This window comes from Rhizobium leguminosarum bv. trifolii WSM2297 (assembly GCF_000271845.1).
Genome location: NZ_JH719393.1, coordinates 367,567 through 393,798, shown reverse-complemented (window position 1 = coordinate 393,798; position 26,232 = coordinate 367,567). Strand labels below are relative to the sequence as shown.

Sequence of the window (26,232 nt, the reverse complement as noted above, 5' to 3'; positions counted from 1 at the left end):
TCCCATGAATACTGCCAATCTGCAGCTCAAGGGCCTGATCATGGCCATGACGTCGATATGCGACGCGATCGTCGAGAAGGAACTGCTCACCCGCCAGGAGCTCAATACCGCGCTCTCGAAAGCCCAACGGGCAATCGAAGAGGACGACGACCATGAGCTGTCTGGGGCCAACCGCGCCGCTATCCTGTTTCCCATCCGAGTGCTGCAGCTTGCCGACGAGGCAGCCGCGCGGGGCGAACGGCTGACCTTTTCGGACTATGCCAAGCGTGTGGGAAAGCAAAGCTGATTGTGTTCCAAGGTTTCAGCGCGTCCGGCAGAGCGGATCGGGATCAGCCGTCCTTCTTTCCATGCCGACCGTGAGCGACGGAGGGCACAGCGTGGGGCAGGTCGCTTTCCGGCCCCGTCGCGATCCCCGGTCGTGCACGGTCGATGCTGATACCGGCGCGGTCATCCACGATCATGCCATGAAGCGCGGCTGTATCACGAATAACGTCGAGCTGGTCGTGATAGGCATCGGTGCCCATCTACGGCGATCCCGGCGCATCTGGCGAAACTGGGCGGTTGACGTGCGCGGTTTCGGAATTGAGAGCGGCCACCACATCGCCGAGGAGAACCGCAACGCGGGATCTCTCGAGCAATCCGGGATTTTTCGAAGCCTGGTGATACCCGGCTTAGTAACATTTGGTTGGCTACGTATCATCGCACGCCATATAAAAACCTTGTCAACCAAGGAGCTACTCATGGCCCGCCACGCATCCAATCCTGTCATCGTGCAGCCTAATCCCGTCCAGGCCGCGTTTCTGCGACGCGCGATGTCGGCGCTGGAGCGCATCTCGGCGAACGTGTCGGCAAAGGATCTCGCCGATGCGCTTTCTGCACCGACCGACGCCGGATCATTGGCACATCTTCTCAGCCGGTCGGACATGGTGGGCACGGAGATCAACGATCTCGACCCCCTCGTTCCGGCGCTCGCCCGCAATGTCGCCCATCGCCAGGATCTAATAGAGCGGGCGGGCCGGGCGGCCTCGGCCGAGGACGCCGGACGCATCCTCGGCATCACCAGGCAGGCCGTCGACAAAAGACGGCGGGCCGGCACCCTGCTTGCCATGCGCGAGGGCAGCGACTGGCGCTATCCGCTCTGCCAGTTCGACCAGCGCGAGGTAATCGCCGGGATATCGGATGTCGTGCGCGGTTTTCCCGGCGCCGGCCCCTGGATCGCGCTGGATTTCCTGCTCGCGTCCGACACGGCTCTCGGCGATCGCACTGCCCTGCAGGCGCTGCGCGATGGCGATCGCGAGGCGGTGCTACGGCTGATCCGGATTGAAACCTCCGACGGCTTTGCCTGATTCCGGCGGCCGGAGGCAGAGGGCGTCGGGAGCCGCGCGCCGGCCCCGCCCGCCTGGCTCGCCGATTCACCATTGGCGATCGACCTTGTTCCGCCTGGGCTGATCCTCCATAGGATCCATCTAACACATCTCGACCCGCTCTTCTTCTGCCCCGGTCCTGGGGCTGCCGCCACTAACCGCTTCGACAGCACATCACTTCTGGCCGCTTGGCCTCTCTGCCCTGATCGGTCTTGCCGCAAACCGCCCGCGGCGGCTTACGGCCGCGCGAAGGTTCGGCTTTGGTTACTCCGACATTACGCGTTGCCCCTGTCGATCCGAGAGAAAGCGGCGAGAACGGTTCGCTCCGATTGCAGCAGATAAGCCTCGAGTGCTGCTGAAGCTTCGGCCGTCATCCCCGCCTCGAGCTTTTCGAGAATCGCCGCATTGAGGTCGACATAAGGGGCGTGCAACAAATCGGGATCGGCGAGCAGGCCGAAGCTGAGACGCAGTTCTGCGGAGATCTGGGCATAGAATGCGTTCAGCCGCTGACTGTCGGCGAGATCGACGATCGCCGCGTGAAAGACCATATTCTCGCTTCCGACGGTGCGCCAATCCTTCGCCAGGCGCGCGACTTTGGCATGTTCGACGGCTGAGCGCATACGCGTCACCGCCGGATGATTGGGATAGGCCTTGGCAATCGCCTGGCATTCGACCATGCGACGAACACGGTAGATATCGATGATCGAGGCCATGCTGGGCGTGGCGACAAAGACGCCGCGATTTGGCTCGTGCCGCAACAGCCCTTCCTTGGTCAACAGCCGGAAGGCTTCGCGCAGTGAATTGCGCGACACGTCGAGATCGGTGCTGAGCGTCGCCTCGGACAAGCGCTGGCCGGGCCTGAATTCGCCCGCAATCAGCTTACCGCGGATTTCCTCCGCCAGCCTCGGTGCCAGCGCCGATGTGTTATTCTGCTCAGCCATCACATTCCCTTGGGCATGGGCCCCTTTGCATAAGGCCCCTTGTGCATGCGTGGATGAATCATCCATCCCCTGCGCATCGATATAGCGGTTCGCCTCACATGGGAACCGTACGAGGAAAGGCATGATCGCGTAGATCACTGCGAAGTTTTAGATAGGGTCACGGCCGGCAGTCGGGCAGAGAAATGATCGATCGCGCGGCGGCATTCTTGTCGTTGAGACGCAAGGCCGGACGCGCGACGCCTTATATGGCTCGCAATAAGACCCTTGGCGCCTAAATAGCGTTCTATTCGCTCAACATTTGAGCACTTTAGTGGAACGATCAAATAAATATTGTTGAACAATCTTGACAGAATTGTGAAACGTGGCAACGTGACATGCGTCAACAAATCCACGTGGACCAACCCGAGGGAGTTCAGGGCGTCCGCAATAAGGAGAGGGTTCATGGAACAGCCAGCTATTGCATCCGTAGACACCACGTTGGCCAAGCCAGCGCAGATGTCGACCAAATCGCGCCGCGCGGCATTGACCGCCGCGATCTTCCTGATGGCCACGTCGGCCATCGGCCCAGGCTTCATCACTCAGACCGCAACATTCACCACCAAACTCGGCGCGGCCTTCGCCTTCGCCATCCTCGCCTCGATCCTGATCGACTTTGCCGTGCAGCTGAATATCTGGCGGATCGTGACGCTGACGAAGATGCGTGCCTCCGACCTCGCCAATGCGGCGATCCCTGGCTCCGGCTACCTGCTCGCCATTCTCGTCATCGTCGGCGGGCTGTTCTTCAACATCGGCAATATCGGCGGCACCGGCCTCGGTATCAATGCGATGATCGGGCTTGATCCAAAGGTTGGCGGTGCGATCAGCGCCATCCTGTCGATCGGCATCTTTCTGTCGAAGCGGGCCGGCATGGCGATCGATCGGTTCATAATCCTTGCCGGCGTCCTGATGATTGCGTTGACCGTTTACGTTGCCATCGTGTCGGGTCCGCCCGTCGGCGACGCGCTGTTCCAGACTTTCCTGCCCTCCACCATCGATTTCGCCACGATCACCACCATCGTCGGCGGCACGGTCGGCGGTTACATCACCTATTCCGGCGCCCATCGCCTGCTCGACAAGGGCACTGTCGGCATCGAGAACCTCGGTGCAGTCAACCGCGCAGCACTCACCGGCATCGCCGTGACCGGCATCATGCGTTACGTGCTCTTCCTCGCCGTTCTCGGCGTGGTCGCGAGCGGCGGCGTCATCGATGTCTCCGGCACGGGCGCGAACCCGGCCGCTCAGGCTTTCCAGGCTGCCGCTGGCAATATCGGCCTGCGCATCTTCGGCGTCATCCTCTGGGCCGCGGCCATCACCTCGGTCATCGGCGCTGCCTATACATCGGTTTCCTTCATCACGGTTTTCAAAAAGGACATCACCGAACGCGCCCGCAACATCGCGACGGTGATCTTCATCGCCATCTCGCTGTTCTTCTACGTTGTCATCACCACGCCCCCCGCCCAGATGCTGGTCTTCGTCGGCGGCTTGAACGGCCTCATCCTGCCGATTGGCCTGGCGATCTTCATCTATGCGGCCTGGGCTCGTTCCGACCTCATGGGCGGCTACCGCTATCCACGCTGGCTGCTGGCGCTTGGCGTGCTGGTTTGCGCGCTGACCTGGTACATGGGCTACAAGTCGGTCGGCCCGATCTTTGCTCTGCTCGCTGCCTAGAGCAGTATGAGGAAAAATGCGGGCGGCCTTCCGCCCGCATCTCGCTCCAATCTGCTGGAATCGGTCACTTCGATGTTTTTGAAGCGATCCGGCTCAGCAGCACGATCCAAGGAGATCTGACATGACTGCGATCGATCTGAACAGTGATCTCGGTGAAAGCTATGGCGCCTGGGGCATGGGCGACGATGCGGCGATGCTTGGCATCGTCTCCAGTGCCAATGTCGCCTGCGGTTTCCATGCCGGCGATGCGCTCGGTATTCTGAAAACCGTTCGGGCCGCTGCTGAAAAAGGGGTCGTAGTCGGGGCACATGTCTCCTATCCCGATCGCGTCGGCTTCGGCCGGCGCGACATGGACGTCACCAGCGCGGAACTGACGGCCGACGTCATCTACCAGATCGGCGCGCTGAAGGGCGTTACCGCCGCAGCCGGCGTCAGTGTCGGTTACGTCAAGCCGCATGGCGCGCTCTACAATCGTATCGCCCATGATCCGAAACAGGGACTGGCGGTGATCGACGGCATCAAGGCCATCGATCCCGATCTGGTGCTGATGGGGCTGGCGGGCGCACCCATTCTCGAACTCGCCCGTACATCCGGGCTTAAGACCATAGCCGAAGCCTTCGCCGATCGCGCTTATACGCCAGACGGTCAGCTCGTTTCGCGGCGCGAGCCGGGGGCGGTGCTGCACGATACTGAGGTGATTGCCCGCCGCATGCTGCAACTCGCCCATGAGGGTTCGCTCGAAGCGATCGACGGTTCGATCATCAAGATCGATGCGCAATCGATCTGTGTGCATGGCGACAGCCCCGGCGCCGTGGCGATTGCTCGGGCGATCCGCCAGGCTTTCGAGTCCGACGGGATCACCGTTCGATCGTTCCTAAAGGCCTGAACAAATATTGGGAGGACACCATGATTGCGATTGAAAATCTCGGCCATGTCGACGCTGGGCCGGCTCGCTCGGCCCGCCAACGCTATCGTGGCGGCAGCGTCGAGCCGACGTCCGGCGTTGCGCCCGGATTCACCCAGGCGAACATGATCGTGCTACCGCGCGATTGGGCCTTTGACTTCCTGCTTTACGCCCAGCGCAATCCGAAGGCCTGCCCGGTGCTCGACGTTTCCGACCCCGGCTCGCATACGACGCTTCTCGCTCCGGGCGCAGATCTGCGCACCGATCTGCCACTCTATCGCGTCTGGCGCGACGGCAAGCTTGACGAGGAAACGGCCGATGCGACTGCCGCCTGGGCAGAACATGCCGATCTCGTCAGCTTCCTGATCGGCTGCAGCTTCACCTTCGAAACGCCGATGGTCGAGGCCGGCATCGAGATCCGCCACATCACCGACGGGTCCAACGTGCCGATGTATCTGACCGACAAGGCTTGCCGCCCGGCTGGGCGGCTGCATGGGAACATGGTCGTGTCGATGCGACCGATCCAGGCCAGCCGTGTTGCAGACGCAGCAATGATCTCGGGACGTTTCCCGGCCGTGCATGGTGCGCCGGTTCACATCGGCGCGCCGGAAGAAATCGGCATCAGGGATCTGTCGGCGCCGGAATTCGGCGATCCGGTGCGCATCGAACCCGGCGAGGTTCCGGTCTTCTGGGCCTGCGGCGTAACTCCACAGGCGGCGGTCATGGCATCCGGCGTTCCCTTTGCCATTAGCCACGCACCGGGGCATATGTTCATCACCGACATCCCCGACACTGCCTATCACGCCTGAGGATCCGATGCGCTTCCTGCCCGTCAACCTGACGACCTTGCTGGTCGAACTCGCCGATCTGGACGAGACACTGGCGCTATTTGCTTCGCTCGACACCGATCCGGTCGAGGGCATAGAAGACATGGTGCCGGCTGCCCGCACGCTGATGATCCGCTTCCGGCCGGAAAGACTGACGGCCGAGAGGCTGGCTAGCGAGATCGCCATCCGCGACCTGTCCGCCCGCGCTGCGCCCTCCGACCGGCTCGTCGAGATCCCGGTCCACTACAATGGCGAGGACTTGGGCGATGTCGCCGCACTGACCGGCCTTTCGGTCGAAGAGGTCATCCGCCGCCACGTCGAAAGTACCTTCACCGTTGCTTTTTGCGGCTTTGCGCCGGGCTTCGGTTATCTCGTCGGCGGCGACCCCGCTCTTCAGGTGCCGCGCCGCCAGAGCCCACGCACCAGGATCCCGGCTGGCTCGGTCGCCCTTGCCGGCGCCTTTTCAGGCGTCTATCCGCAGGCGAGCCCCGGCGGCTGGCAGATTATCGGCACGACGCCGGAGAAGATGTGGGACCTGTTGCGCGATCCGCCGGCGCTGTTCCAGCCCGGTTACCGCGTGCGTTTCTTCGATCTGGAAAAGCGGTCAGTCCCGGCGTCGGACACGCGGATCAATGTTCCGGATGCTCCTCAGGCCGAGGTCGTCGCCGAGGCGGTGACGCTGAAGGTGTTGGCCGCACCCATGCCGGCACTGTTTCAGGATCTTGGACGCTTCGGCCAGACCGGCCAGGGCGTATCCTCTTCCGGCGCGCTCGACCGTGGCGCGCTGCGCGCCGCCAACCGGGTCGTCGGCAATGCCGCCGGCACGCCCTGCCTTGAAATCATTCTCGGCGGCTTTTCCTTCGAGACGTCGGGTCGTGCGGTGATGGCGCTCACCGGCGCGCCCTGTCCGATTTCAATCCGCGATGCCAGTGGGCGCACGATCACCGCCGAGACCTACCATCCGATCTCGTTGGAACCTGGCGATGTCGTGACGCTCGGCGAAGCGCCACGCGGAATGCGCAGCTATCTCGCCATCCGCGGCGGCTTCCAAGTGAAGCCGGTGCTCGGCAGCGCCTCGACCGACACGCTCGCTGTCGTCGGCCCGGATCCGGTTGTGAAAGGCGCCGTCCTGATGGTGGAAAACGAAACCGCGCGCCTGACCAGCGTGTCGCTCACAGAAGCGCCGGCCTTCGGCTTTCCGGCCTCCGGCGAGATCGTGACGCTCGACGTGATCATGGGTCCGCGCAGCGACTGGTTTACCGAGGCGGGCATCGCCAGCCTCTCCGGCCAACCCTGGCAGGTCACGCAGCAGTCCAACCGCGTCGGCATTCGCCTCTCCGGTGAAACTGCGCTCGAGCGCAGGGACAAGGCGGAACTGCCAAGCGAGGGAACGGCAACCGGCGCCATCCAGGTGCCGCATAGCGGCCAGCCGGTCCTATTCCTCGCCGACCATCCGCTGACCGGCGGTTATCCGGTCATCGCCACCGTTGCCGAATATCATCTCGATCTCGCCGGCCAGATCCCCATCAATGCCCAAATCCGTTTCCGGCCCGTGACGACGTTTGCGGATGTTCGGCGCGCAAGGGCCTGAGACCGCAGCCTGGCCACAAGAATAATGAGGAGCCATCCATGCAGAAAGTCCTTATCGCCAATCGCGGCGAGATCGCAGTGCGCATCATTCGGGCCTGTCGCGACCACGGCCTGCAATCGGTCGCAGTCTATGCCGATCCCGACATGGACGCACTCTTCGTCAAGCTGGCCGACGAAGCCTATGGGCTTTCCGGCAGCCGTCCGGCCGAGACCTATCTCGATATCGACAAGCTGATCGACGTCGCCCGGCGCTCCGGCGCCGATGCCGTCCATCCCGGTTACGGTTTCCTGTCGGAGCGAGCTGAATTCGCCCGGGCGGTGATTGATGCCGGCCTTGTCTGGATCGGCCCCGACCCGCACGTCATCGAAGCGCTCGGCGACAAGGTCGAGGCTCGTCGCATCGCCCTGAGTGTCGGCGCACCGTTGGTTGCCGGCAGCGACGGCCCGGTCGACACCGCCGCCGAAGTCATCGCCTTTGCTGAACAGCACGGCTTGCCCGTTGCCATCAAGGCGGCCCATGGCGGCGGCGGCCGTGGCCTCAAGGTTGCCTGGAAGATGGAGGAAGTGGCGGAACTCTACGAATCCGCCGTGCGCGAGGCCAAGGCCGCCTTCGGCCGCGGCGAATGTTTTCTCGAACGGTTCCTCGACCGTCCGCGTCACATCGAGGCACAGGTTCTGGCCGACAAGCATGGCAATGTCCTGGTGCTCGGCACCCGCGACTGCTCGCTGCAGCGGCGCAACCAGAAACTCGTCGAGGAGGCGCCGGCCCCGTTCCTGTCCGACGCCCAGCGCGAGTCGATCCACGCGGCAGCCCAGAAGATCTGCGCGGCGTCCGGCTATTCGGGCGCGGGCACGGTTGAGTTCCTGCTCAGCGTCGACGGCACAATCTCCTTCCTTGAGGTGAATACGCGTCTTCAGGTCGAGCATCCGGTGACCGAGGAGACGACCGGCATCGATCTCGTCATCGAGCAGTTTCGCATCGCCGACGGCCTGCCTCTGCGCCTAACCGAAACGCCGACCCCGCGTGGCCATTCTATCGAGTTCCGCATCAATGCCGAGGATCCCGGCCGCGGCTTCTTGCCGACGCCGGGCGCGATCACGATTTTCGACGCCCCTTCCGGCCCCGGCGTCCGTCTCGACACTGGCGTGGTTTCGGGTTCGACAGTGCCTGGCACATTCGATTCGCTGATGGCGAAGCTGATCGTCACCGGGACCACGCGCGAGGAGGCGTTGAAGCGCGCACGCCGCGCGCTCAAGGAATTCCGGATCGAGGGTGTTGCTACTGTCTTGCCCTTCCACCGCGCAGCAATCGAGACCGAGGATTTTATCGGCGCGAACGGGTTCAAGGTGCACACGCGCTGGATCGAAACCGATTTCGCCGCCGCTCTCGAGGCGGAATGCCGGCCAAAGCCACCTGTCGATTCGCATCTGATCCGCACCCATGTCGAGATTGACGGCAAGCGCCATGAGCTCGGTATTCCGGCAGCACTCCTGGCGGGCCTCGGCGCGATCGAGGGCCGGGGTGCCGGTCCGGCGGCGACGGTACCCGAGGACCTATCGAGCGTAACCGCGCCGATTTCCGGCACTTTGCAGGCCTTCAAGGTCGAGGATGGCGCGGACGTTGCCGCCGGCGACCTCATCGCCATCATGGAAGCAATGAAGATGGAAACCCAGGTCACGGCCCCACGGGCAGGCAAGATCAAGATCACGGCCGAACCGGGCGCCTATCTGCAAGCCGGTGCAGAAGTCGCCCGCTTCGAAGCCTCGGCGTAGATAGCTCGGTGGCGAAAAGCGAAATCGGAAGAATGACAGTCGCTAGCAGGGTGGAACTGCGCGAATGACGTGCGGTGCTGATCCCCGCCCGGTCATGACGCTGACTGACTTCATACCAGCAAAAGCGTTGTCGATTTTGGATAAGTTGATTTATTTGGTATTGTTTTCCGGCCGTTTCTGAGGCTATACGGCGGCCGCAGACACTTCACGCACCGGGATTTCTACGTGACCAGCCTCAAAACACTTCTGGCCGCTTGCGGCCTCTACGCCCTGATCGGCCTTGCCGCAACCCCGTCTCTGGCCGGCTCGACCACCTACCCGCTGACGCTCGAAAACTGCGGCGCTGAGGTGACCTTCAAGACGGCGCCCGCGCGGGCGATCGGCCTCGGCCAGAACAGCGCGGAAATCCTGCTGCTGCTCGGCCTTCAGGACAAGATCGTCGGCACCGCCTTCTGGCCGAGCAAGGTGCTGCCGCAGCTTGCCGAGGCCAATGCCAAGGTCAAGCTTCTGACCGTCGAGATGCCGACCTTCGAATCGATGCTCGCCGAAAATCCCGACTTCGTGGCGGTGGCATTGCCGAGCCTGGTCGGCCCGAACAGCAAGATCGCCAAGCGCGAGGATTTCGACAAGGTCGGTGTTTCAACCTATCTTTCGCCGAGCACCTGCCTCAGCACCAAGGACGTCAAAGATCAGTACGGCAGCCGCGGCGCGCTGTGGAACATGGATCTCCTCTACAAGGAGATCGACGAACTCTCTGAGATTTTCGACGTCGCCGATCGCGGCCAGGCGCTGATTGCCGATTTCAAGGCGCGTGAAGCCAGGCTCCGCGGGAGCGTTGCCAAGGGCGGCCAGAACCTGTCCTACGTCTTCTGGTTCTCCTCCCCCAGCCCGTCGGCCGATGCCTATGTCGGCGGCAAGAACAGCGCTTCCGGCTTCATCGCCGATCTGCTCGGCGGCCACAATGCGATATCAGCGGAAGCGGAATGGCCGACCGTCGGCTGGGAAGGCATCATCGCCGCCAATCCCGACGTCATCGTCGTCGCCAATCTCGACCGCAACCGCTGGGAGCTCGACAAGCCCGAGGCCAAGATCAACTTCCTGAACACCGATCCGGCCGTCAGCCAGACCCCGGCCGTCAAGAACAAGGCGCTCGTCGTCATGGACGGCCAGGCGATGAACCCGACGATCCGCACGATCTACGGCGCCGAGCAGGTGGCCGAGCAATTGAAGGCTCTCGGTCTCCTGAAGTGACCGACGCAGGCCGTCTCTTCCGGCAGTTGGGAGCAGTCATCGCACTGCTTCTGGTTTCCCTTTGCCTCATCGCGATCGCCATTGGCGTCAGCGTCGGGATCGGCGACCTGCCGATCCCGCTTGCGACCACATTTTCGGCCGTCACCAACCGGCTCGGATGGACCGCGGTCGAACTGAACCGCATCCACGAGACGGTCATCTGGGATTATCGGCTGAGCCGGGCGCTGGTCGCCGCCTTCTGCGGCGCGGGGCTGGCGCTGTCGGGCGCCATCATGCAGTCGCTGCTGCGCAACCCGCTTGCCGAACCCTATGTGCTCGGCATCTCAGCCGGTGCCTCTACCGGCGCCGTGGCGATCGTCATCCTGGGGCTCGGCGCGGGTGCCGTGTCTCTGTCATCAGGTGCATTCGCCGGTGCCTTTGCCGCCTTCTTCTTCGTGGCGCTGCTGTCGAACGGCACGCGCGGCGGCGCCGACCGTACCATTCTCGCCGGTGTCGCCGCATCGCAGCTCTTCAACGCCTCCACCTCCTATATCGTCACCACCTCGGCCAATGCGCAGCAAGCCCGCGACGTCATGTTCTGGCTGCTTGGCAGTTTCAGCGGTGTGCGCTGGCCGGAATTCGCGCTGGTCTCGATCGTCGTCGGCTTCGGCCTTGCCGCCTGTCTGTTCTATGCTCGCGTGCTCGATGCCTTCGCTTTCGGCGACGAGGCGGCATCCTCGCTCGGCGTCAATGTCGGCCGTGCGCGCATGGTGCTCTTCGCGTTGACCGCGATGATGACGGCGACGATCGTCAGCATGGTCGGCTCGATCGGTTTCGTCGGCCTTGTCGTGCCGCATGTCGCCCGCTTTGTCGTCGGGCCGCTGCATATCCGCCTGCTGCCGGCCTGCGCCATCGCAGGGGCGATCTTCATGGTGCTCGCCGACATTGCAGCACGCGCCCTCATTCCCGGCCAGATCCTGCCGATCGGCGTCGTCACGGCGCTCGTCGGCGTTCCCTTCTTCTCGATCATCCTCTACCGGTTCCAGCGCGCGTCATGAGCATCAAGGCCGACAACCTCATCTGGAAAATTGGCAGGAAGACCATTCTGGACGGCGTTTCCCTGGAGGCACAGCCGGGCCGGATGCTCGGCCTGCTCGGTCCCAACGGCTCCGGCAAGACCTCGCTGCTGCGGCTTCTCGCCGGCTTGAAACGGCCACACTCCGGCCGTGTCACCCTCGACCGAAACGATATCTGCAGCATCAGCCGCCGCTCGATCGCCCAGCGCATAGCCTTCGTCGAACAGCACGCGACGACCAATGCCAATCTGAAGGTCGTCGACGTCGTCAAGCTCGGCCGGTTCCCGCACCGCTCGATCTTTTCAGGCTGGACAAGAGCCGACGATGAGGTGGTCGAAGCGGCGCTCGCACGCGCCGGCATGGCGGAGAAGCGCGACGATCGCTGGCAGAACCTGTCGGGCGGCGAAAAGCAGCGCACCCATATCGCACGGGCGCTCGCCCAGTCGCCGCAGGAGCTGATCCTCGACGAACCCACCAACCATCTCGATATCCAGCACCAGATCGGCCTGATGCGCCTCGTCTCCGGCCTGCCGATTACCAGCATCGTTGCCATGCACGATCTCAACCATGCCGCCATGTTCTGCGATGAGCTTGTCATCATGCAGCAGGGCAGGATCGTCGCCTCGGGCGCGCCTGAGGATGTGCTGAGCGAGACCCTCCTGCGAGACGTCTTTTCCGTCGAAGCCCGCATCGAAGCCTCGCCCTATCATTCCCGCCCGCACATCCACTATCTCAAATGAGAGCGGCCGGAGCCGCTCTCACGTTACGATCTGCAGCGGCAAGGCTGTGGTCTTTTTGATCGTCTTCAGAACGATGCTCGACTTTACCGAGGCCAGATTGTCGGTGACCCGGATCATTCTTTCGAGAAACTGGCTGAGATGGTCGAGGTCACGCGTCATGACCTTCATCAGAAAGTCAGCGTCCCCCGTCTGCGAATAACACTCCAGGATCTCCGGCGCAGTCTCGATGAAGCGGTGGAGCCGCTCGTTTCCGCCTTCCGTATGCGCGCGCAGGCTGACGAGGGTATGAGCGACCACGGCAAAACCCAGTTTTGCAGGATTGAGGATGGCCACGACAGTCTGGATGTACTGTTCGTTGCGCAGTCTTTCCAAGCGGCGTGCGCATTGTGTCGCGGAGAGATTGACCTTCTGCGACAACTCACCCTGCGTCACCTCGCTGTTTTGCTGGAGTGCGGCAAGCAATTTGATATCGAACTGGTCGAGCATGGGCACCCCAGCAAAGGAGAATTTCAGCACAGTATAGCCAAATCACGCAGAATGTCTGCATTCACACGCCGAATTGGGCGGATAATCGCAGAAAATCGCCACAGGCGTTCAGTTAATCTCCAGCCATAGGGATAAAACGGAGGTGAACTTGTGTTCGAGAAACTGAATAACCGGCCAGCCGACAGCCTGCTTGCCCTCATCAAGGCCTTTCAGGCCGACGAGCACGCCGGAAAGATCGACCTCGGCGTCGGCGTTTATCGCGACGCCATGGGCCGAACGCCGGTGATGCGTGCCGTCAAGGCGGCCGAGCAGGTTCTACTCGAGACCCAGGACAGCAAGAAATATTTGGGCCCGGAAGGCGATCTGCAATTCGTGCGGCTGCTGCAGCCCATCATTTTCGGCAAATCGCCGAAGTTCAATCACCGTCTTGTCGGCATTCAGACACCGGGCGGAAGCGGCGCGCTACGTCTCGGCGCCGAACTCATCCAGACGGCAAATCCATCGGCAAAGGTTCTATTGGGGGCGCCGAGCTGGCCGAACCACGCGCCGATCTTTTCCTCGGCGCGCCTGGCCGTGAAGGACTACGCCTTCGTCGATCTGACGTTACAGCAGGTCAAATTCGACAGCGTCATCGACGCCTTGTCTTCCGCTGCGGAAGGCGATGTCGTGCTGCTTCACGGTTGCTGCCACAATCCGACCGGTATCGATTTCACCATGGAGCAGTGGCGCCAGATTACCGAACTCCTCGTTGCGCACAGGTTGGTGCCGTTCATCGATCTTGCCTATCAGGGGCTGGGCGACGGTCTCGAACCGGACGCCGCACCGACGCGCATGATCCTCGAAGCTGTCGATGAAGCGCTGATCGCCTATTCCTGTGACAAGAATTTCGGTCTCTACCGCGAGCGCGTCGGCGCGCTCTATATCATGACCCGCAATATCGACGATATCGGCAAGGCTGAAAGCAACATGGCAGCGCTCGCCCGCGTAAACTGGTCCATGCCGCCCGATCACGGCGCCGCGATCGTCAGGACCATTCTCGAGAGCCCGGAAATGTCGGCAATGTGGCGCGCCGAACTCGAAGAGATGTGCCAGCGCGTCAACGGCAACCGCGCCGCGCTCGCCGCCGCTGCCCCCGATCTGGCGTTCATTCGACAGCAGCGCGGCCTGTTCTCCAATCTCTCCATGTCGAAAGAAACGGCCGGAGCCCTCCGCGCCAAACATGGCATCTACATGGCCGATTCCGGCCGTATGAACCTTGCGGGCATGCAGCCGGCCGATGCCGACGCCATCGTCACCGCACTTCGCGCTGAAGGTTGCTTGAAATGAGCAAAAAAGAAACGACCGGCCAGGCGATGACCCGTTCGCTTGTCGGCCATGGGATCGACACGGTGTTCGGCATCCCAGGCGCCCACATGTATGATTTCAACGATGCCCTCCACGGCGCTCGCGACAAGGTTCGGTTCATTCACACCCGCCACGAACAGGGCGCCGGATATATGGCCTATGGCTATGCCAAATCCACCGGCCGGATCGGCGCCTATACCGTCGTCCCCGGTCCGGGCGTTCTCAATTCCGGTGCGGCTCTCTGCACCGCTTATGGTGCCAACGCGCCGGTGCTTTGCATTACCGGCAACATCATGTCCCACTTGATCGGCCAAGGCAGAGGACAGTTGCATGAACTCCCCGATCAACTTGCCACGATCCGCGGCATTACCAAGACGGCGGCGCGCATCAATCACCAATCCGAAGCCGGTCCTGTCATGGCCGAGGTCGTCAGCAAAATGCTTTCTGGCCGCCAGGGTCCGGGAGCGGTCGAAGCTCCCTGGGACGTATTTGGCCAATCCGGCCCCGAGGTCGATCTTCCCGTCGGTTCGAGAGCGCTCCATCCGGCCGTCAACCCCGATCAGATCGCTGCCGCAGCGGCACTGATATCGAGCGCCAGCAATCCGATGATCATGGTCGGCGGCGGCGCGGCGGATGCCGGGGCAGAGATCGCCGCTCTTGCGGAACTGCTGCAGTCGCCCGTCACCTCCCATCGTTCCGGCAAAGGCATCGTCGCCGACGACCACCCGAACTACCTGAACTTGGTCGCCGCCTATGAATATTGGAAGCACACCGACGTTTTGATCGGGATCGGCAGCCGGCTCGAATTGCAGTTCATGCGATGGAAATGGCTTCCCAATGATCTCAAGATCATTCGCATCGATATCGATCCGACCGAAATGGTCCGCCTTAAGCCTGGTGTTGGCATCGTCGCCGATGCCAAGGCCGGAACGCAGGCTCTGATCGATGCACTGACTGGTTCCCGGCACGAGGATCGCACCCGCGAATTCGCCGAGCTCAACAAAGAGGCTAGATCCCGGTTCTCAGAAGTGCAGCCGCAGCTTGCCTATCTCGATGCCATTCGCCAGGCTCTTCCAAGAGATGGCTTTTTCGTCGAGGAGGTCTGCCAGATGGGCTTTACCGCCCGTTTTGCCTTCCCCGTCTACGGCCCGCGCCAATATGTGACATGCGGCTATCAGGACAATCTCGGTTTTGGCTTCAACACGGCCTTGGGCGTAAAGGTCGCCAATCCCGACAAAGCCGTGATCTCGGTTTCGGGCGATGGCGGCTTCATGTTCGGCGTTCAGGAACTTGCCACTGCGGTCCAACACAAGATCAACGTCATCGCGATCGTCTTCGACAATTCGGCCTATGGCAACGTCCTGCGCGACCAGAAACAGGCGTATGAGGGCCGCTATCTCGGTTCGGATCTCACCAATCCGGACTTTGTCGCACTTGCCGAGAGTTTTGGCATTCGAGCATTCAAGGCGGCGAGCCCCGGAGAACTGAAAACCACGATCGAGAAAGCCCTGTCTCTGGACGAACCGGTTCTTATCGTGGTTCCGATCGAAAAGGGATCCGAGGCAAGTCCCTGGCCTTTCCTCCATCCGGCGCCGCACGCCGAATGATTCCTATCAAGGCGACGGTCCCTTGAGAAAGACCGTCGCCAGTGGCGGCAGGGTCAGCGACAGGGAGACGGGCCGGCCGTGGGCGGGGATGGGTTCGCTCGACAGCGCGCCGTTGACGAGGCCGGAGCCTCCATATTCGCGGGCATCCGTCGTGATCCGCTCGATCCACACACCGTCCTGCGGGACGCCGATCCTGTAGCCGTAACGCGGCACCGGCGTGAAATTCGAAACGACAAGGACGGATGACGTGCGGTCCTTGGCATAACGGAGCATGCCGAGAACGGAATTGACAGCATCGTCGGCAGCAGCCCATTCGAAGCCCTCGGGATGAAAGTCGCCGAACTGCAATGCCGGCTCGTCGCTATAAAGCGCGTTCAGATCCTTCACCAGCCGCTGAACGCCGACATGCTGAGGCCGGTCCAGCACATCCCAGCTTACCGAAGCATCGTGGTTCCACTCGCCCGGCTGGGCGATTTCACTGCCCATGAACAATAGCTTCTTGCCAGGATGTCCCCACATGAAGCCGAGATAGCTGCGCAGATTGGCAAATTTCTGCCACTCGTTACCCGGCATTTTCGTCAGCAGCGAGCCCTTTCCGTAGACGACTTCATCGTGGGAAATCGGCAGCATGAAGCGCTCGGAATAGGCATAGATCATGCCGAAGGTCATCGTGCCGTGGCTGTAGCTTCGGTAGATGGGATCCTTCTCGATATAACTAAGGCTGTCATGCATCCAGCCCATGTTCCATTTGATGTCGAAGCCGAGGCCGCCCTGCTCCGGCGGCTTCGTGACGCCAGGCCAGGCCGTTGATTCCTCGGCAATCGTCATCGCATGCGGGCAGCGCTCGTGAATGATGCTGTTCAGGTGCTTGAAGAACTCTACCGCCTCCAAGTTCTCACGTCCGCCATATTGGTTGGGAATCCATTCGCCCTCATTGCGGCTGTAGTCGCGGTAGAGCATCGAGGCGACGGCATCGACGCGCAAGCCGTCGACATGATAACGCTCGAGCCACTCGAGCGCACTGGCGATCAGGAAGCCCTTCACCTCGTTGCGGCCAAGATTGTAGATCAGCGTGTTCCAGTCACGGTGGAAGCCCTCGCGCGGATCCTCGTGTTCGTAGAGCGCACTGCCGTCAAAGCGGGCAAGCCCCCAGACGTCTGTCGGGAAGTGGGCCGGCACCCAGTCGAGGATAACGCCGAGCCCGGCGCCATGGCAGCGGTCGACGAAATAGGCGAAATCCTCAGGTGTTCCGTATCGGCCGGTCGGGGCAAACAAGCCCAGCGGCTGGTAGCCCCACGAGCCGCCGAACGGATGCTCCATGATCGGCAGCAGCTCGATATGGGTAAAGCCCATGTCACGGGCATAGGGAACGAGCCGCTGGCTGAGCTCGACCCAGTCGAGATGCATGTTGCCGTCCTGCCCCTCACGCAGCCAGGAGCCGACGTGCACCTCATAGACGGACATCGCGCCCTCCAGTCTCGCTTCCCGGGAGCGGCCCTTCATCCAGCCATCATCACTCCATCGAAACGGCGTCGACGATGCGACGATAGAGGCGGTGGACGGGGCCGCCTCGCTGGCTCTGGCGACCGGGTCGGCTTTCTGCGGCAGGCAGGTTCCCCCAGCGTCGACGATCTCGAACTTGTATCTTTCGCCGGGGGCGAGGCGCGGAATGAACAGCTCCCAGACGCCGGCCGACGGCCTCAGCCGCATCGGATTTCGCCGCCCGTCCCAGGCATTGAAATCGCCAACGACAGAGACGCGGCGCGCATTCGGCGCCCATACGGCGAAACGAACGCCCGCAACGCCGTCGATCGACATATCAACCGCACCAAGTGTCCGGCTGAGATCATAATGCGTGCCCTCCGAGATCAGATGCAGGTCGAGCTCGCCGAGCAGCAGGCCGAAACTATAGGGGTCTTCGGTGATCTGCACCGCATCCGGCCATGTGATCCGCAGCCGGTACCCCGCCATGGCGGCTGTCGCGACAGCAAACAGGCCGGAGGGATGAGCGATGCTGAAGGGTGCCACCACCCGACCACTCCCCGCCTCGATGAGGTCGACCGCTTCGGCGCCGGGCAGATAGACCCGCACGACCGTCATGCCGCCGCTCTCATGCGGGCCGAGGATCGAAAAAGGATCGCCGTGGCGTCCGTCGATCAGGGCCCAGAGGGCATCCTGTCCGATGCCCGAGAGAAGTTCCGAGCGCTCAACATTCATGCCGTGACCCCCGCCAGACGCGAGACGATTTCGGTGAGCCCTGACAGCGGAATCGGCAGCCATTTCGGCCGGTTGCGGGCTTCATAGGCGATCTCATAGGCGGCCTTTTCGAGAAGAAAGGCATCAAGAACCCTCCGTCGTTGATCGGGTGGCATGTCAAGCGCCTTCGATGCCGAAACGGCCTGCGAATAGGCATCGAGAAACGCCTCTTCCGCCTGGCGCCCGAAGCGTGCGATGGCCTCGCGTCGGACTTCGTTCTCGTGTTCGATGACGGCATCGTTATCCAGCTTGGCGGTGGCGACGAGATAACTCAGTGACCTCAAAAGCCCGGCGACATCGCGCAGCGGATTGGTCTTGGCACGGCGCTCAGCCAGGTTCTTCGCGGGCTCGCCCTCGAAATCGATGATGACGGCATCGCCCTCGCTGACAAGGATCTGGCCAAGATGGAAATCGCCATGCGTGCGCGTCATCAGCGTATGGCGGGCGCTTTCCGCGAGCGTCGCGGCGAGTTCGACCAGTTCAGCCTGGCGCTCCAGAAGCGGCGCGGCGAGCAGGTCGATCGCCGGATCGGCATTTTCCTCGCGTTCGGCAAGCTTCGACATGGCATAGGCGACTTCGCCGGCGACCGCCTTCTTTATCGCCTTGACCTCAGCGTCGCCGGCGACAACCGGGCTGAAAGCTTGGTCTTCTGTCTCCCCGGCGAGCACCACGTGCAGTTCGCCGAGCCTCATGCCGACCATTGCGACGAAGTTGATCAGCGGCTGGAAAACGTCGTCGCCCGGCTGCACGGCCGGGTCGTTCAGCACGAGTTCGTCTGCCCCGCGGCGCAAATTGTTCAGCATCCAGTTCCAAGCGTCGCCCTGATTGCGGATCGCGCCCTGGACGATGATCAATGTCGATCGGCGTCCGCTGGAGTCCGTGTGCGCGACCTCGCCGAGCAAGGGCGCCGTGTGATCATAGCCGGCGCGGGTGAGATAACGCGTCATCTCGACCTCCGGATGGATACCGGGAAAGATGTGCCTGATCAGCTTGATCATCGCGAGATCGCCGACGATCAGCGAACTGTTGGACTGCTCGGCCGAGAGCCAATGGACCGGAAGGTCGTCTGTGACGGCGAGACGGTCGAGCCGTTCCGTGCCGAGAAATTCAAGCGTGCCGGTGCGGCCGGTGATGCGCGAGCGGTCGCCAAGTCCGCGCAGGATGCCCCGCGCCATCGCCTCCACGGCAAATCCGTCCGTCAGGAAGCCGACGCGTCTGCCCTGACGAACCCGTCCAAGGGCAAGCTGCTGGGTCAGCACGGATGGTTGCGCATCGTCCCAGGCGACCGCCAGCGGCAGCTGATAGGATTCGCTATGGTTCGGCAGCACGGCCTCCAGTTCACCGAGAACGATCCCGTCGGCAAACGGGATCGGCGTTGTAGAGATCAGACGCGCCGACTGCAGCGGCTGGTCCTTCGCCCCGAACCACCGCCGCTTCGCGAGATAGGCAGGCAGAATTTCGGCGCTGAGGACGCGTGCAAGCTTGGGTTCATCGACAAGATCGAGCAGGCCGCGGCGGATGACCATCGTCATCAGATCGGGAAGCTGCTCCGGCGGCGCGGTGCGCCATGCCGGTGGATCGGCATCTGCCTCCAACTGGAACCAGAAGAAGCCGTAGGGCGGCAATGTCAGCAGATAGGTCAGCTGGCCGATCGGCGGAAAAGGCGACATGCCGGTCAGTTCGATCGGCACGCGGCCCTCGAAACTCGACAGATCGAGTTCCACCGCTTGGGGCAGTCGCGAGAGGTTTGCGACGCAAAGCAGGGTTTCCCCTTCATATTCCCGGAGATAGGCGAGGATCTTGCGGTTTTCGGGTGCGAGGAAGCGCAGCGAGCCACGGCCGAAGGCCGGATGCCTGCCGCGCAGCGCCAGCATCTTGCGCGTCCAGTTGAGCAGCGAATGCGCATCCGTGCTCTGCGCCTCGACGTTGACGGCCTCAAAACCGTAGAGGGGGTCGGCCACCGGCGGCAGGACGAGACGCGCCGGGTCTACCCTGGAAAAGCCGCCATTGCGGTCCGGAGACCATTGCATCGGCGTTCTCACCCCATCCCGATCGCCGAGATAGATATTGTCGCCCATGCCGATCTCGTCGCCGTAATAAATCACCGGCGTTCCCGGCATCGAGAGAAGCAGTGCGTTCATCAGCTCGATCCGCCGGCGGTCGCGCTCCATCAGCGGCGCCAGGCGCCGCCTGATGCCGAGATTGATGCGCGCGCGCTTGTCGGATGCATAGGTCTCCCAGAGATAGTCCCGCTCCGCGTCGGTCACCATTTCCAGCGTCAGTTCGTCATGATTGCGAAGGAAGATCGCCCATTGGCAGTTGTCGGGAATCTCCGGCGTCTGCCGCAGGATATCGGTGATCGGAAACCGGTCTTCCTTGGCGATCGCCATGTACATGCGCGGCATCAGCGGGAAGTGGAACGCCATGTGGCATTCGTCTCCCTCGCCGAAATATTCGCGCGTGTCCTCCGGCCATTGATTGGCCTCGGCCAGCAGCATCACGCCGGGATGGGTGGCGTCAAGGGCGGCACGGATGCGTTTGAGGATCGAGTGGGTTTCGGGCAGGTTCTCGTTGATCGTGCCCTCGCGCTCGACGAGATAGGGGATCGCGTCGAGCCGGAAACCGTCGATGCCGGTTTCCAGCCAGAAGCGCATCACCTTCAGCAGTTCCTCCATGACCAGCGGGCTGTCAAAATTCAGGTCGGGCTGGTGGGAATAGAAGCGATGCCAGTAATAGGCGCCGGCCACCGCATCCCATGTCCAGTTGGATTTTTCCGTATCGATGAAGATGATGCGCGTTTCCGGGAATTTCTGATCGCTATCCGACCAGACGTAGAAGTCGCGCTCCGGCGATCCCGCCGGCGCCTGCCGGGCGCGCTGGAACCAGGGATGCTGATCGGAGGTGTGGTTGATGACGAGCTCGATGATGACGCGGATATTGCGCTGATGGGCAGCGTCGACGAAAGCGCGGAAATCCTCCATCGTCCCGTAGTCGGGGCTGACATTGCCGTAGTCGGCGATATCGTAGCCGTCGTCGCGCCGCGGAGAGGGAAAGAAAGGCAGCAGCCAGATGGCGTTAACGCCAAGTGCTGCGATATGGTCGAGCTTGGCGTGCAGGCCGGCAAAGTCGCCGACCCCGTCGCCATTGGCGTCGTAGAACGACTTGATGTGCAGCTGGTAGATGATCGCATCCTTGTACCAGAGGAGCTGCTCGGTGCCATCGGGGTTAATCGTGTCCATTCATGCCTCCGCTGCTCGAACGCGCCAGATCGCAAAGGGCAGGATCTCAGGGTTCAGGCTGACATTCTGCCGTTTGCCGGTCCATTTGAAACGATGCCCGCCGACCAGATCCTCGGCATCCAGCGCACCGCCGTCGCCGAGCGACCAGTGCCAGAGCGGCAGTTCGACATCGCTTTGCTGGAAATTGTGGGGGTCGAGACTGATGGCGATCAGCAAGACATTGTCGCGGGCTTTGCTTGCCTTCTCGAAGAACAGGATATTGTCATTCCAGGCATTTAGTAGCGTCAGCCCGAGATGCGAATGCAGCGCGGTGTTCTCGTTCCTGATGCGGTTGAGCATCCTGATTTCGGCGACGATGTTGCCAGGCCGGTCGTAGTCCCAGGCGCGGATCTCGTATTTCTCACTGTCGGCATATTCCTTGCGCTTGGCGTCGGGGCGCCCCTCGCAAAGCTCGAAACCATTATAGACGCCCCACAATCCCGAAAGCGTGGCGGCCAGTGCCGCACGGATCAGGAAGGCCGGCCGCGGTGCGTTCTGCAGAAAATCCGGATTGATGTCATGGGTGTTGACGAAGAAGTGCGGGCGGAAGAAATCCTTCGCATCCGTCTCCGTCAGCTCGCGCATATATTGCTCGAGCTCCCATTTGGCGTTGCGCCAGGTGAAATAGGTGTAGGACTGGGAGAAGCCGATCTTCGCCAGCCGGTACATGACCTTCGGCTTGGTGAAGGCTTCCGACAGGAAAACCACATCGGGATGACGCGCCCTGATATCGCCGATCAGCCATTCCCAGAAGGGAAAGGGCTTGGTGTGCGGATTGTCGACGCGAAACAGCTTGACGCCCTGGTCGACCCAAAGCTGGACGATGTCTCTGAGCTCCACCCATAACGAGGGCACCGCGTCTTTTGTGTAGAAATCGACATTGACGATGTCCTCATATTTCTTCGGCGGGTTTTCGGCATATTTGATTGTGCCGTCAGGACGCCAGTCGAACCAGCCGGGATGTTCCTTCAGCCAGGGATGATCCGGTGACGCCTGGATGGCGAGGTCGAGGGCGATCTCCAGGCCATGCCGGCCTGCCGTCTCGACCAGACGCCGGAAATCCTCGAACTCGCCGAGCTCGGGATGGATGGCATCGTGGCCGCCCTCCTCGGAACCGATGGCGTAGGGGCTTCCGGGATCGTCAGGCCCGGCTTTCAGGCTGTTGTTGCGACCTTTCCGGTTGGTCGAACCGATCGGATGAATGGGTGGGAAATAGAGCACGTCGAAGCCCATGTCGCGGATGGCAGGCAACCTTGCGATGACGTCGTCGAATGTGCCATGCCGGTCCGGATCGCCGCTCTGCGAGCGCGGGAAGATCTGGTACCAGCTGGCAAAGGCGGCGGCCTTGCGCTCGGCATCGACGGCGCTTGCCGCCGAGCGAAGCCGGAACGGCCGCCTGTCGGCCTCGTTCATCAATTCCGATGTCCTGGGATCAAGCAGGATCGCGGTGCGCTCAGTGTCCGTCGCGCGTTCGAGCCGGTCGGCGAGAGTTTTCAATTCGGCGCCCAGCGCTGTGCTGGCCTGCGCTGCAGCCGAACGGACGAGGTTCAGCCCCTCCTGCAGCTCAAGCTTCAGGTCCAACCGGGCATCATTCTTCTTCGTGAGCTCGTAGCGAAAGATCGCAAACAGGTTCTTCCATGCCTCGACGGCAAACTCGTAACGGCCGGTGCGCTCCAGCAGGAATTCGGCGCGCCAGCGGTCGTTTTCGATCAGATGCATCTCCGTCTCGTTCCAGTCCGTCATGGCGTCAAGCGGCCGCCAGAGCAGGACGGCAGCAATCGGGTCGTGGCCGTCGGCGAATATGTCGGCCTCGACAGTGACGATATCGCCGACCACCCGCTTGACCGGAAAACGCCCATCATCGACGCGGGGCTCGATGTTTTCGATGGCAAGCCGCGGCGATGCCGTCGCCTGTCCGATCTCCAAGGCGGGTCTGGATGTGATCGGCGCCGGCGCCTTGCCTTCGATGACCCGCGTCTCCCCTGCCCGCAGACGCAGAGCCGCGCCATCGGCGGCAGTGGGAAGAAAACCGAAGGCCGCCTCGCGAAGTGCGGTCACCGGCGCGGGCGCGCTTCGCCGCAGGTCTCGGTTCAACAGGATGAAGCGCACATTGTCAGCGCTGCGCAGATCCTGCACCTCGGATTGCAGAACTGCCGAGACCGGGCCATTGGCATTGCGGATAAGCCGCAGCGATGAGGCATGCGTATGGTCGGTCCTGGCGATCTCGGTGTTCGCAAGGCGGATTTCGGAAGAAAGATCGAAAGCCAGGTCGTGACGCAGTCCCCGAAGGCCCGACCTGGTCCCATGCGTCGGATCGAGCGGCGTGGCCGCGCCATATTCGAAGCCCATTGGAACCATCAGGCCACCGCCGAGCGAAGCGGCAAGGCGCAAGGCTCTCACGGCTCGCCGCTCGAGGATTTCGCGGCTCTCGGTTCCGTGCGCGATACGCCGCGCGAATGGCGGTTCCGGAAACGCGACCTGCCATCCGAGCGGCTGCTGCACGCGATGCTCGTCGATGAACCATCTCTCGTCGAAATCCCACCAGGCCATCGACGAAAAACAGCCGTTGAAACCCGCCCCCTCGATCCCGCCCCTCACGGCAAAATCGGTGCCGGGTGTCCAAGCGAGGAATTGCGCCTCGGTCTTTTCGCGCACCGCCGAAATCAGTGATTTGAACAGCGCCGGTGCGGCACGATCGATCCCGAGCACCCGGTAGCCGGAGAGACCGAGACCGCTCAATCGCCGCAGCCGTTCGATCCATTCCGCCAACAGCTGCGATTGCCGTTCCGCCCCCATCTCCGTCAGCGGCTCCGCCGGGTCCAGTGGCGAGCGCCTCGGATCGACCGGACGAAAACCCGCCTGAGGATCCCGCGCCTTGCCGTCGAGCATCACGTCCATCATTAACGCAACGCCGCTCTTGCGCCCAGCCTCCGCCAGGCGCCCCACGCCATCCTCGACTGCGCTTCCGAGCTGCAGTTCAGGATCGAGACGGTCGAAATCCCGGGAGATAAAGATGCTGCCTTCCCCACCGCGATCGAAAAAAGGCGCCGTCAGCACATGATCGAAACCGATATCCGCCGCATGGTCGAAAACTTCGCGCCATGAATCGATGCCCTGGAGAAGGAGCGGATTGACAAAATAGATCCGGGGTGGGGCGCTCAACACACCCCCGTTCGCAGAAAATGACATCGGCCGCCGCCTCGAGTTGCTTTTCAGGCAAACTTCCTTCGGCGGTTGTTGTTCCACCGGCAGGGCCAATTCGTGGCTGTACGAAGTCATCAGCCGCATCGGCGCCGGATGACGGAGAGGCTTCATTCGAGCATCAAAGCCATGCGGTGACGCGATGTAATCTTGAGGATCAGTGCCGTATTTGAGTAGTCTTCCAACGTCCCGGGAAAGTGACTCATTTGGCTGTTGAAAGACATCTGTGCTTCGATTGATCCTCTTCATCGCGACTCTGTCGGCTTCCGTCTTATGCCTCGCCTCCTGGAGCATCGAGACGGATCGCTCCACTGAGAACCACCATGGCCTGTTCGAAATCCGCGAGAAAGCGAGGCGCTTTATCGCCCAGGAGAACGCCAAAGGGCGGCAGCAATGGGTCGTATTGGAACCCAACCCGAAGGTACTGGTTCCCCGATGCGCGGTCCCGCTGCAGACCCGATGGACGCCGAAGAGCCTCGGCCGCTCGAAACCGAGTGTGATGGTGATATGCGCAGCCGCCGAACCGAACGCCGTGATGAGCAGTTGGGATGTCGCTGTGCCGGTGCAGGAGAAATCGAATTGAGCGCCCGGTCGATACCCAATGACAAATTGTGTATTTTGCGGATTTTACACATTCAATCGGAGAAGGGACAATGGCCCAAATATTGAGAGTGCCGGCGACCACCTTCTCTCGCAGCTTCGCACGATATCAGGACGAGGCGCTGACTGGAAAGATTATTGAAGTCACAAGCCATGGGCGGGTCATCGGCGGGTATCTTTCTGCAAGCGAGCTTGAACACTATAAGAACCTGAAGCGTAGGGAGCGTGAAGTTCTCATCGTCGGAGAGCTGGACGAGGAGACGATTTCCGACATTGAAAACACTCAATACGGCGTTGCGCCGAAGTGAAGTTTCACAAACCCGCACCTGGCCGGGATCAGATTTCGTTTCTTTGGAAAGAGGTCTAACCCGAACAAGATTTGGTAATCTCGACGAGGTCGCTCCGATTGCAATGAGGCAGCCAAACGTGAATGTATCGGTAGAACTGTGCACCTATCCCGAACTTGACGATCGGATCGTGATCGTTCGGAAGGGGGACGAAGTCGATGCCGTGTTTGTCAGGACAGAGAGATTCAACGTCCTGATCGATACGCTTGCAACGCCGGAGCTATGCCGGACGGCGCTGGACCTGCTTGAAGAAAAGGCTGAAGCTCGCCCGCTGATCGTCATCAATTCGCATATGGATTGGGATCATTTCTGGGGAAATGCGGCCGTTGCCGGCCGCGCTCCGATTATCGCCCATGCCGCAGCACTCGACCGCTTGCGTGACCCCTCTGCGCAAAAAGTTCTGAAGGACAAGGCCAGCCAGGAATCTCGGTTTGGCAATGTCGAGCTCATTGGCCCCGATATCACTTTTACCGGCTCGATGGTTCTCAACGGCGGCGATCTGACGCTCGAGCTCATCCATACGCCCGGGCATACGCCCGACCATATCGCCATTTGGATTCCCGAACTTCGCATCTGCCTGGCCGTCGATGCGGTGGAATATCCTATCCCCGAAGTCTGGAGTAAAAATGCCGAAGACCTTCGTCTGATCCGTTCGTCGCTGGAGCGGATCCGTGATCTCGATGCGAGGCTGGTCATCCCGGCCCATGGCCAGACATCTTCGCCTTCGACGGTGACGGCGAACCTTGCCTATTTCGAATTCCTGGCCGAACGTGTCGATGGGTTGAGCGAAAGCCAGCTAGCGGATGGGCAGCTCAGCCGTTCAAGCGGCTTCCGACTTGACGACCTCGTCGCCATTCCTGCCGGGATGCCTGAGGATACAGTGGCGTTCTACCGGAACTGCCATGAGACCAATCTTGGCGCCACGGTTCAGGCTCATATCGAAAAACGGAAATCCGCATAA

The 26,232-nt window shown here is 61.9% G+C and carries 21 protein-coding genes and 1 pseudogene; 16 read left to right on the top strand and 6 right to left on the bottom strand.

Annotation, left to right across the window (positions count from 1 at the left end):
• Positions 1-4: 4 nt before the first annotated feature.
• Positions 5-286 carry a hypothetical protein gene (locus RLEG4DRAFT_RS05620; protein ID WP_003575958.1) on the top strand — a complete coding sequence of 94 codons (282 nt, stop codon included), beginning with the start codon at positions 5-7 and terminating at the stop codon, positions 284-286.
• A 43-nt stretch (positions 287-329) separates the two neighbouring features.
• On the opposite strand, the gene RLEG4DRAFT_RS59870 is transcribed toward RLEG4DRAFT_RS05620, so the two are convergent.
• Entirely contained in the window at positions 330-524 is a 195-nt protein-coding gene (locus RLEG4DRAFT_RS59870) for a hypothetical protein (RefSeq protein WP_037093270.1), read from the bottom strand.
• On the opposite strand from RLEG4DRAFT_RS59870, the pseudogene RLEG4DRAFT_RS59865 reads away from it, so the two are divergent.
• Positions 523-781, top strand: a pseudogene (locus RLEG4DRAFT_RS59865) (hypothetical protein); the annotation flags it as partial. The gene RLEG4DRAFT_RS59870 and the pseudogene RLEG4DRAFT_RS59865 overlap by 2 nt on opposite strands.
• Complete coding sequence (locus tag RLEG4DRAFT_RS54120; RefSeq protein WP_003575956.1) at positions 741-1,346, top strand: hypothetical protein; 606 nt, start codon at positions 741-743, stop codon at positions 1,344-1,346. The pseudogene RLEG4DRAFT_RS59865 and the gene RLEG4DRAFT_RS54120, both read left to right, overlap by 41 nt.
• 293 nt (positions 1,347-1,639) lie before the next feature.
• Here the strand turns inward: RLEG4DRAFT_RS54120 and RLEG4DRAFT_RS05605 are convergent, their stop codons facing one another.
• Positions 1,640-2,305, bottom strand: a complete 666-nt coding sequence (locus RLEG4DRAFT_RS05605; RefSeq protein WP_003575955.1) for a GntR family transcriptional regulator — start codon at positions 2,303-2,305, stop codon at positions 1,640-1,642.
• 495 nt (positions 2,306-2,800) lie between these two features.
• Here RLEG4DRAFT_RS05605 and RLEG4DRAFT_RS05600 point away from each other — a divergent pair, with 495 nt between their 5' ends.
• The 8 genes from RLEG4DRAFT_RS05600 (at position 2,801) to RLEG4DRAFT_RS05565 (ending at position 12,152) form a co-directional block, all read left to right on the top strand.
• Entirely contained in the window at positions 2,801-4,012 is a 1,212-nt protein-coding gene (locus tag RLEG4DRAFT_RS05600; RefSeq protein ID WP_085061895.1) for an NRAMP family divalent metal transporter, read from the top strand.
• Between the two features lie 121 nt (positions 4,013-4,133).
• Complete coding sequence (locus tag RLEG4DRAFT_RS05595) at positions 4,134-4,898, top strand: LamB/YcsF family protein (RefSeq protein ID WP_003575953.1); 765 nt, start codon at positions 4,134-4,136, stop codon at positions 4,896-4,898.
• A gap of 20 nt (positions 4,899-4,918) precedes the next feature.
• A complete protein-coding gene (locus RLEG4DRAFT_RS05590) occupies positions 4,919-5,725 on the top strand; it encodes a putative hydro-lyase (RefSeq protein ID WP_003575952.1) in 807 nt (268 codons plus the stop codon).
• Between the two features lie 7 nt (positions 5,726-5,732).
• Complete coding sequence (locus RLEG4DRAFT_RS05585; protein ID WP_003575951.1) at positions 5,733-7,334, top strand: 5-oxoprolinase/urea amidolyase family protein; 1,602 nt, start codon at positions 5,733-5,735, stop codon at positions 7,332-7,334.
• 38 nt (positions 7,335-7,372) lie between these two features.
• Positions 7,373-9,106 (top strand): acetyl/propionyl/methylcrotonyl-CoA carboxylase subunit alpha, encoded by a 1,734-nt coding sequence (locus tag RLEG4DRAFT_RS05580; RefSeq protein WP_003575950.1) that lies wholly within the window; start codon positions 7,373-7,375, stop codon positions 9,104-9,106.
• A 225-nt stretch (positions 9,107-9,331) separates the two neighbouring features.
• Positions 9,332-10,357 (top strand): ABC transporter substrate-binding protein, encoded by a 1,026-nt coding sequence (locus RLEG4DRAFT_RS05575; protein ID WP_003575949.1) that lies wholly within the window; start codon positions 9,332-9,334, stop codon positions 10,355-10,357.
• Entirely contained in the window at positions 10,354-11,394 is a 1,041-nt protein-coding gene (locus tag RLEG4DRAFT_RS05570) for a FecCD family ABC transporter permease (RefSeq protein ID WP_003575948.1), read from the top strand. The genes RLEG4DRAFT_RS05575 and RLEG4DRAFT_RS05570 overlap by 4 nt, the downstream gene beginning before the upstream one ends.
• Positions 11,391-12,152: an ABC transporter ATP-binding protein gene (locus RLEG4DRAFT_RS05565; protein WP_003575946.1), complete on the top strand. Its 762-nt coding sequence runs from the start codon at positions 11,391-11,393 to the stop codon at positions 12,150-12,152. The genes RLEG4DRAFT_RS05570 and RLEG4DRAFT_RS05565 overlap by 4 nt, the downstream gene beginning before the upstream one ends.
• 18 nt (positions 12,153-12,170) lie before the next feature.
• Here the strand turns inward: RLEG4DRAFT_RS05565 and RLEG4DRAFT_RS05560 are convergent, their stop codons facing one another.
• Positions 12,171-12,638 (bottom strand): Lrp/AsnC family transcriptional regulator, encoded by a 468-nt coding sequence (locus RLEG4DRAFT_RS05560; protein WP_003575945.1) that lies wholly within the window; start codon positions 12,636-12,638, stop codon positions 12,171-12,173.
• 150 nt (positions 12,639-12,788) lie between these two features.
• Between RLEG4DRAFT_RS05560 and RLEG4DRAFT_RS05555 the strand changes: the two genes are divergently transcribed.
• The gene (locus tag RLEG4DRAFT_RS05555; protein ID WP_003575943.1) at positions 12,789-13,964 is read left to right on the top strand and encodes an amino acid aminotransferase; all 1,176 of its coding nucleotides are present in this window, start codon (positions 12,789-12,791) and stop codon (positions 13,962-13,964) included.
• On the top strand, positions 13,961-15,589 hold the full coding sequence (locus RLEG4DRAFT_RS05550; RefSeq protein WP_003575941.1) for a thiamine pyrophosphate-dependent enzyme: 1,629 nt from the start codon (positions 13,961-13,963) through the stop codon (positions 15,587-15,589). The genes RLEG4DRAFT_RS05555 and RLEG4DRAFT_RS05550 overlap by 4 nt, the downstream gene beginning before the upstream one ends.
• Positions 15,590-15,595: 6 nt before the next feature.
• Here the strand turns inward: RLEG4DRAFT_RS05550 and glgB are convergent, their stop codons facing one another.
• The 3 genes from glgB to RLEG4DRAFT_RS05535 are packed head-to-tail and all read right to left on the bottom strand — an operon-like array spanning position 15,596 to position 24,312.
• Positions 15,596-17,806, bottom strand: coding sequence for a 1,4-alpha-glucan branching protein GlgB (glgB, locus tag RLEG4DRAFT_RS05545; RefSeq protein ID WP_003575939.1), 2,211 nt, complete (start codon positions 17,804-17,806; stop codon positions 15,596-15,598).
• Positions 17,803-21,084 carry a maltose alpha-D-glucosyltransferase gene (gene treS / locus RLEG4DRAFT_RS05540; protein WP_003575937.1) on the bottom strand — a complete coding sequence of 1,094 codons (3,282 nt, stop codon included), beginning with the start codon at positions 21,082-21,084 and terminating at the stop codon, positions 17,803-17,805. The genes glgB and treS overlap by 4 nt, the downstream gene beginning before the upstream one ends.
• Positions 21,085-24,312, bottom strand: coding sequence for an alpha-1,4-glucan--maltose-1-phosphate maltosyltransferase (locus tag RLEG4DRAFT_RS05535; RefSeq protein WP_003575936.1), 3,228 nt, complete (start codon positions 24,310-24,312; stop codon positions 21,085-21,087).
• Positions 24,313-24,550: 238 nt separating this feature from the next.
• On the opposite strand from RLEG4DRAFT_RS05535, the gene RLEG4DRAFT_RS05530 reads away from it, so the two are divergent.
• From RLEG4DRAFT_RS05530 to RLEG4DRAFT_RS05520, 3 genes are all read left to right on the top strand, one after another.
• Positions 24,551-24,907 carry a hypothetical protein gene (locus RLEG4DRAFT_RS05530; protein WP_003575935.1) on the top strand — a complete coding sequence of 119 codons (357 nt, stop codon included), beginning with the start codon at positions 24,551-24,553 and terminating at the stop codon, positions 24,905-24,907.
• Positions 24,908-24,977: 70 nt separating this feature from the next.
• Positions 24,978-25,232, top strand: a complete 255-nt coding sequence (locus RLEG4DRAFT_RS05525) for a hypothetical protein (protein WP_003575934.1) — start codon at positions 24,978-24,980, stop codon at positions 25,230-25,232.
• A gap of 118 nt (positions 25,233-25,350) precedes the next feature.
• The gene (locus RLEG4DRAFT_RS05520; RefSeq protein ID WP_003575933.1) at positions 25,351-26,232 is read left to right on the top strand and encodes an MBL fold metallo-hydrolase; all 882 of its coding nucleotides are present in this window, start codon (positions 25,351-25,353) and stop codon (positions 26,230-26,232) included.

Bases quoted from the DNA above. Each gene is read 5' to 3' on its own strand.
- RLEG4DRAFT_RS05620 (WP_003575958.1), top strand. From the start codon at position 5: ATGAATACTGCCAATCTGCAGCTCAAGGGCCTGATCATGGCCATGACG.
- RLEG4DRAFT_RS59870 (WP_037093270.1), bottom strand. From the start codon at position 524: ATGGGCACCGATGCCTATCACGACCAGCTCGACGTTATTCGTGATACA.
- RLEG4DRAFT_RS54120 (WP_003575956.1), top strand. From the start codon at position 741: ATGGCCCGCCACGCATCCAATCCTGTCATCGTGCAGCCTAATCCCGTC.
- RLEG4DRAFT_RS05605 (WP_003575955.1), bottom strand. From the start codon at position 2,305: ATGGCTGAGCAGAATAACACATCGGCGCTGGCACCGAGGCTGGCGGAG.
- RLEG4DRAFT_RS05600 (WP_085061895.1), top strand. From the start codon at position 2,801: ATGTCGACCAAATCGCGCCGCGCGGCATTGACCGCCGCGATCTTCCTG.
- RLEG4DRAFT_RS05595 (WP_003575953.1), top strand. From the start codon at position 4,134: ATGACTGCGATCGATCTGAACAGTGATCTCGGTGAAAGCTATGGCGCC.
- RLEG4DRAFT_RS05590 (WP_003575952.1), top strand. From the start codon at position 4,919: ATGATTGCGATTGAAAATCTCGGCCATGTCGACGCTGGGCCGGCTCGC.
- RLEG4DRAFT_RS05585 (WP_003575951.1), top strand. From the start codon at position 5,733: ATGCGCTTCCTGCCCGTCAACCTGACGACCTTGCTGGTCGAACTCGCC.
- RLEG4DRAFT_RS05580 (WP_003575950.1), top strand. From the start codon at position 7,373: ATGCAGAAAGTCCTTATCGCCAATCGCGGCGAGATCGCAGTGCGCATC.
- RLEG4DRAFT_RS05565 (WP_003575946.1), top strand. From the start codon at position 11,391: ATGAGCATCAAGGCCGACAACCTCATCTGGAAAATTGGCAGGAAGACC.
- RLEG4DRAFT_RS05560 (WP_003575945.1), bottom strand. From the start codon at position 12,638: ATGCTCGACCAGTTCGATATCAAATTGCTTGCCGCACTCCAGCAAAAC.
- RLEG4DRAFT_RS05550 (WP_003575941.1), top strand. From the start codon at position 13,961: ATGAGCAAAAAAGAAACGACCGGCCAGGCGATGACCCGTTCGCTTGTC.
- glgB (WP_003575939.1), bottom strand. From the start codon at position 17,806: ATGAATGTTGAGCGCTCGGAACTTCTCTCGGGCATCGGACAGGATGCC.
- treS (WP_003575937.1), bottom strand. From the start codon at position 21,084: ATGGACACGATTAACCCCGATGGCACCGAGCAGCTCCTCTGGTACAAG.
- RLEG4DRAFT_RS05535 (WP_003575936.1), bottom strand. From the start codon at position 24,312: ATGTCATTTTCTGCGAACGGGGGTGTGTTGAGCGCCCCACCCCGGATC.
- RLEG4DRAFT_RS05525 (WP_003575934.1), top strand. From the start codon at position 24,978: ATGGCCCAAATATTGAGAGTGCCGGCGACCACCTTCTCTCGCAGCTTC.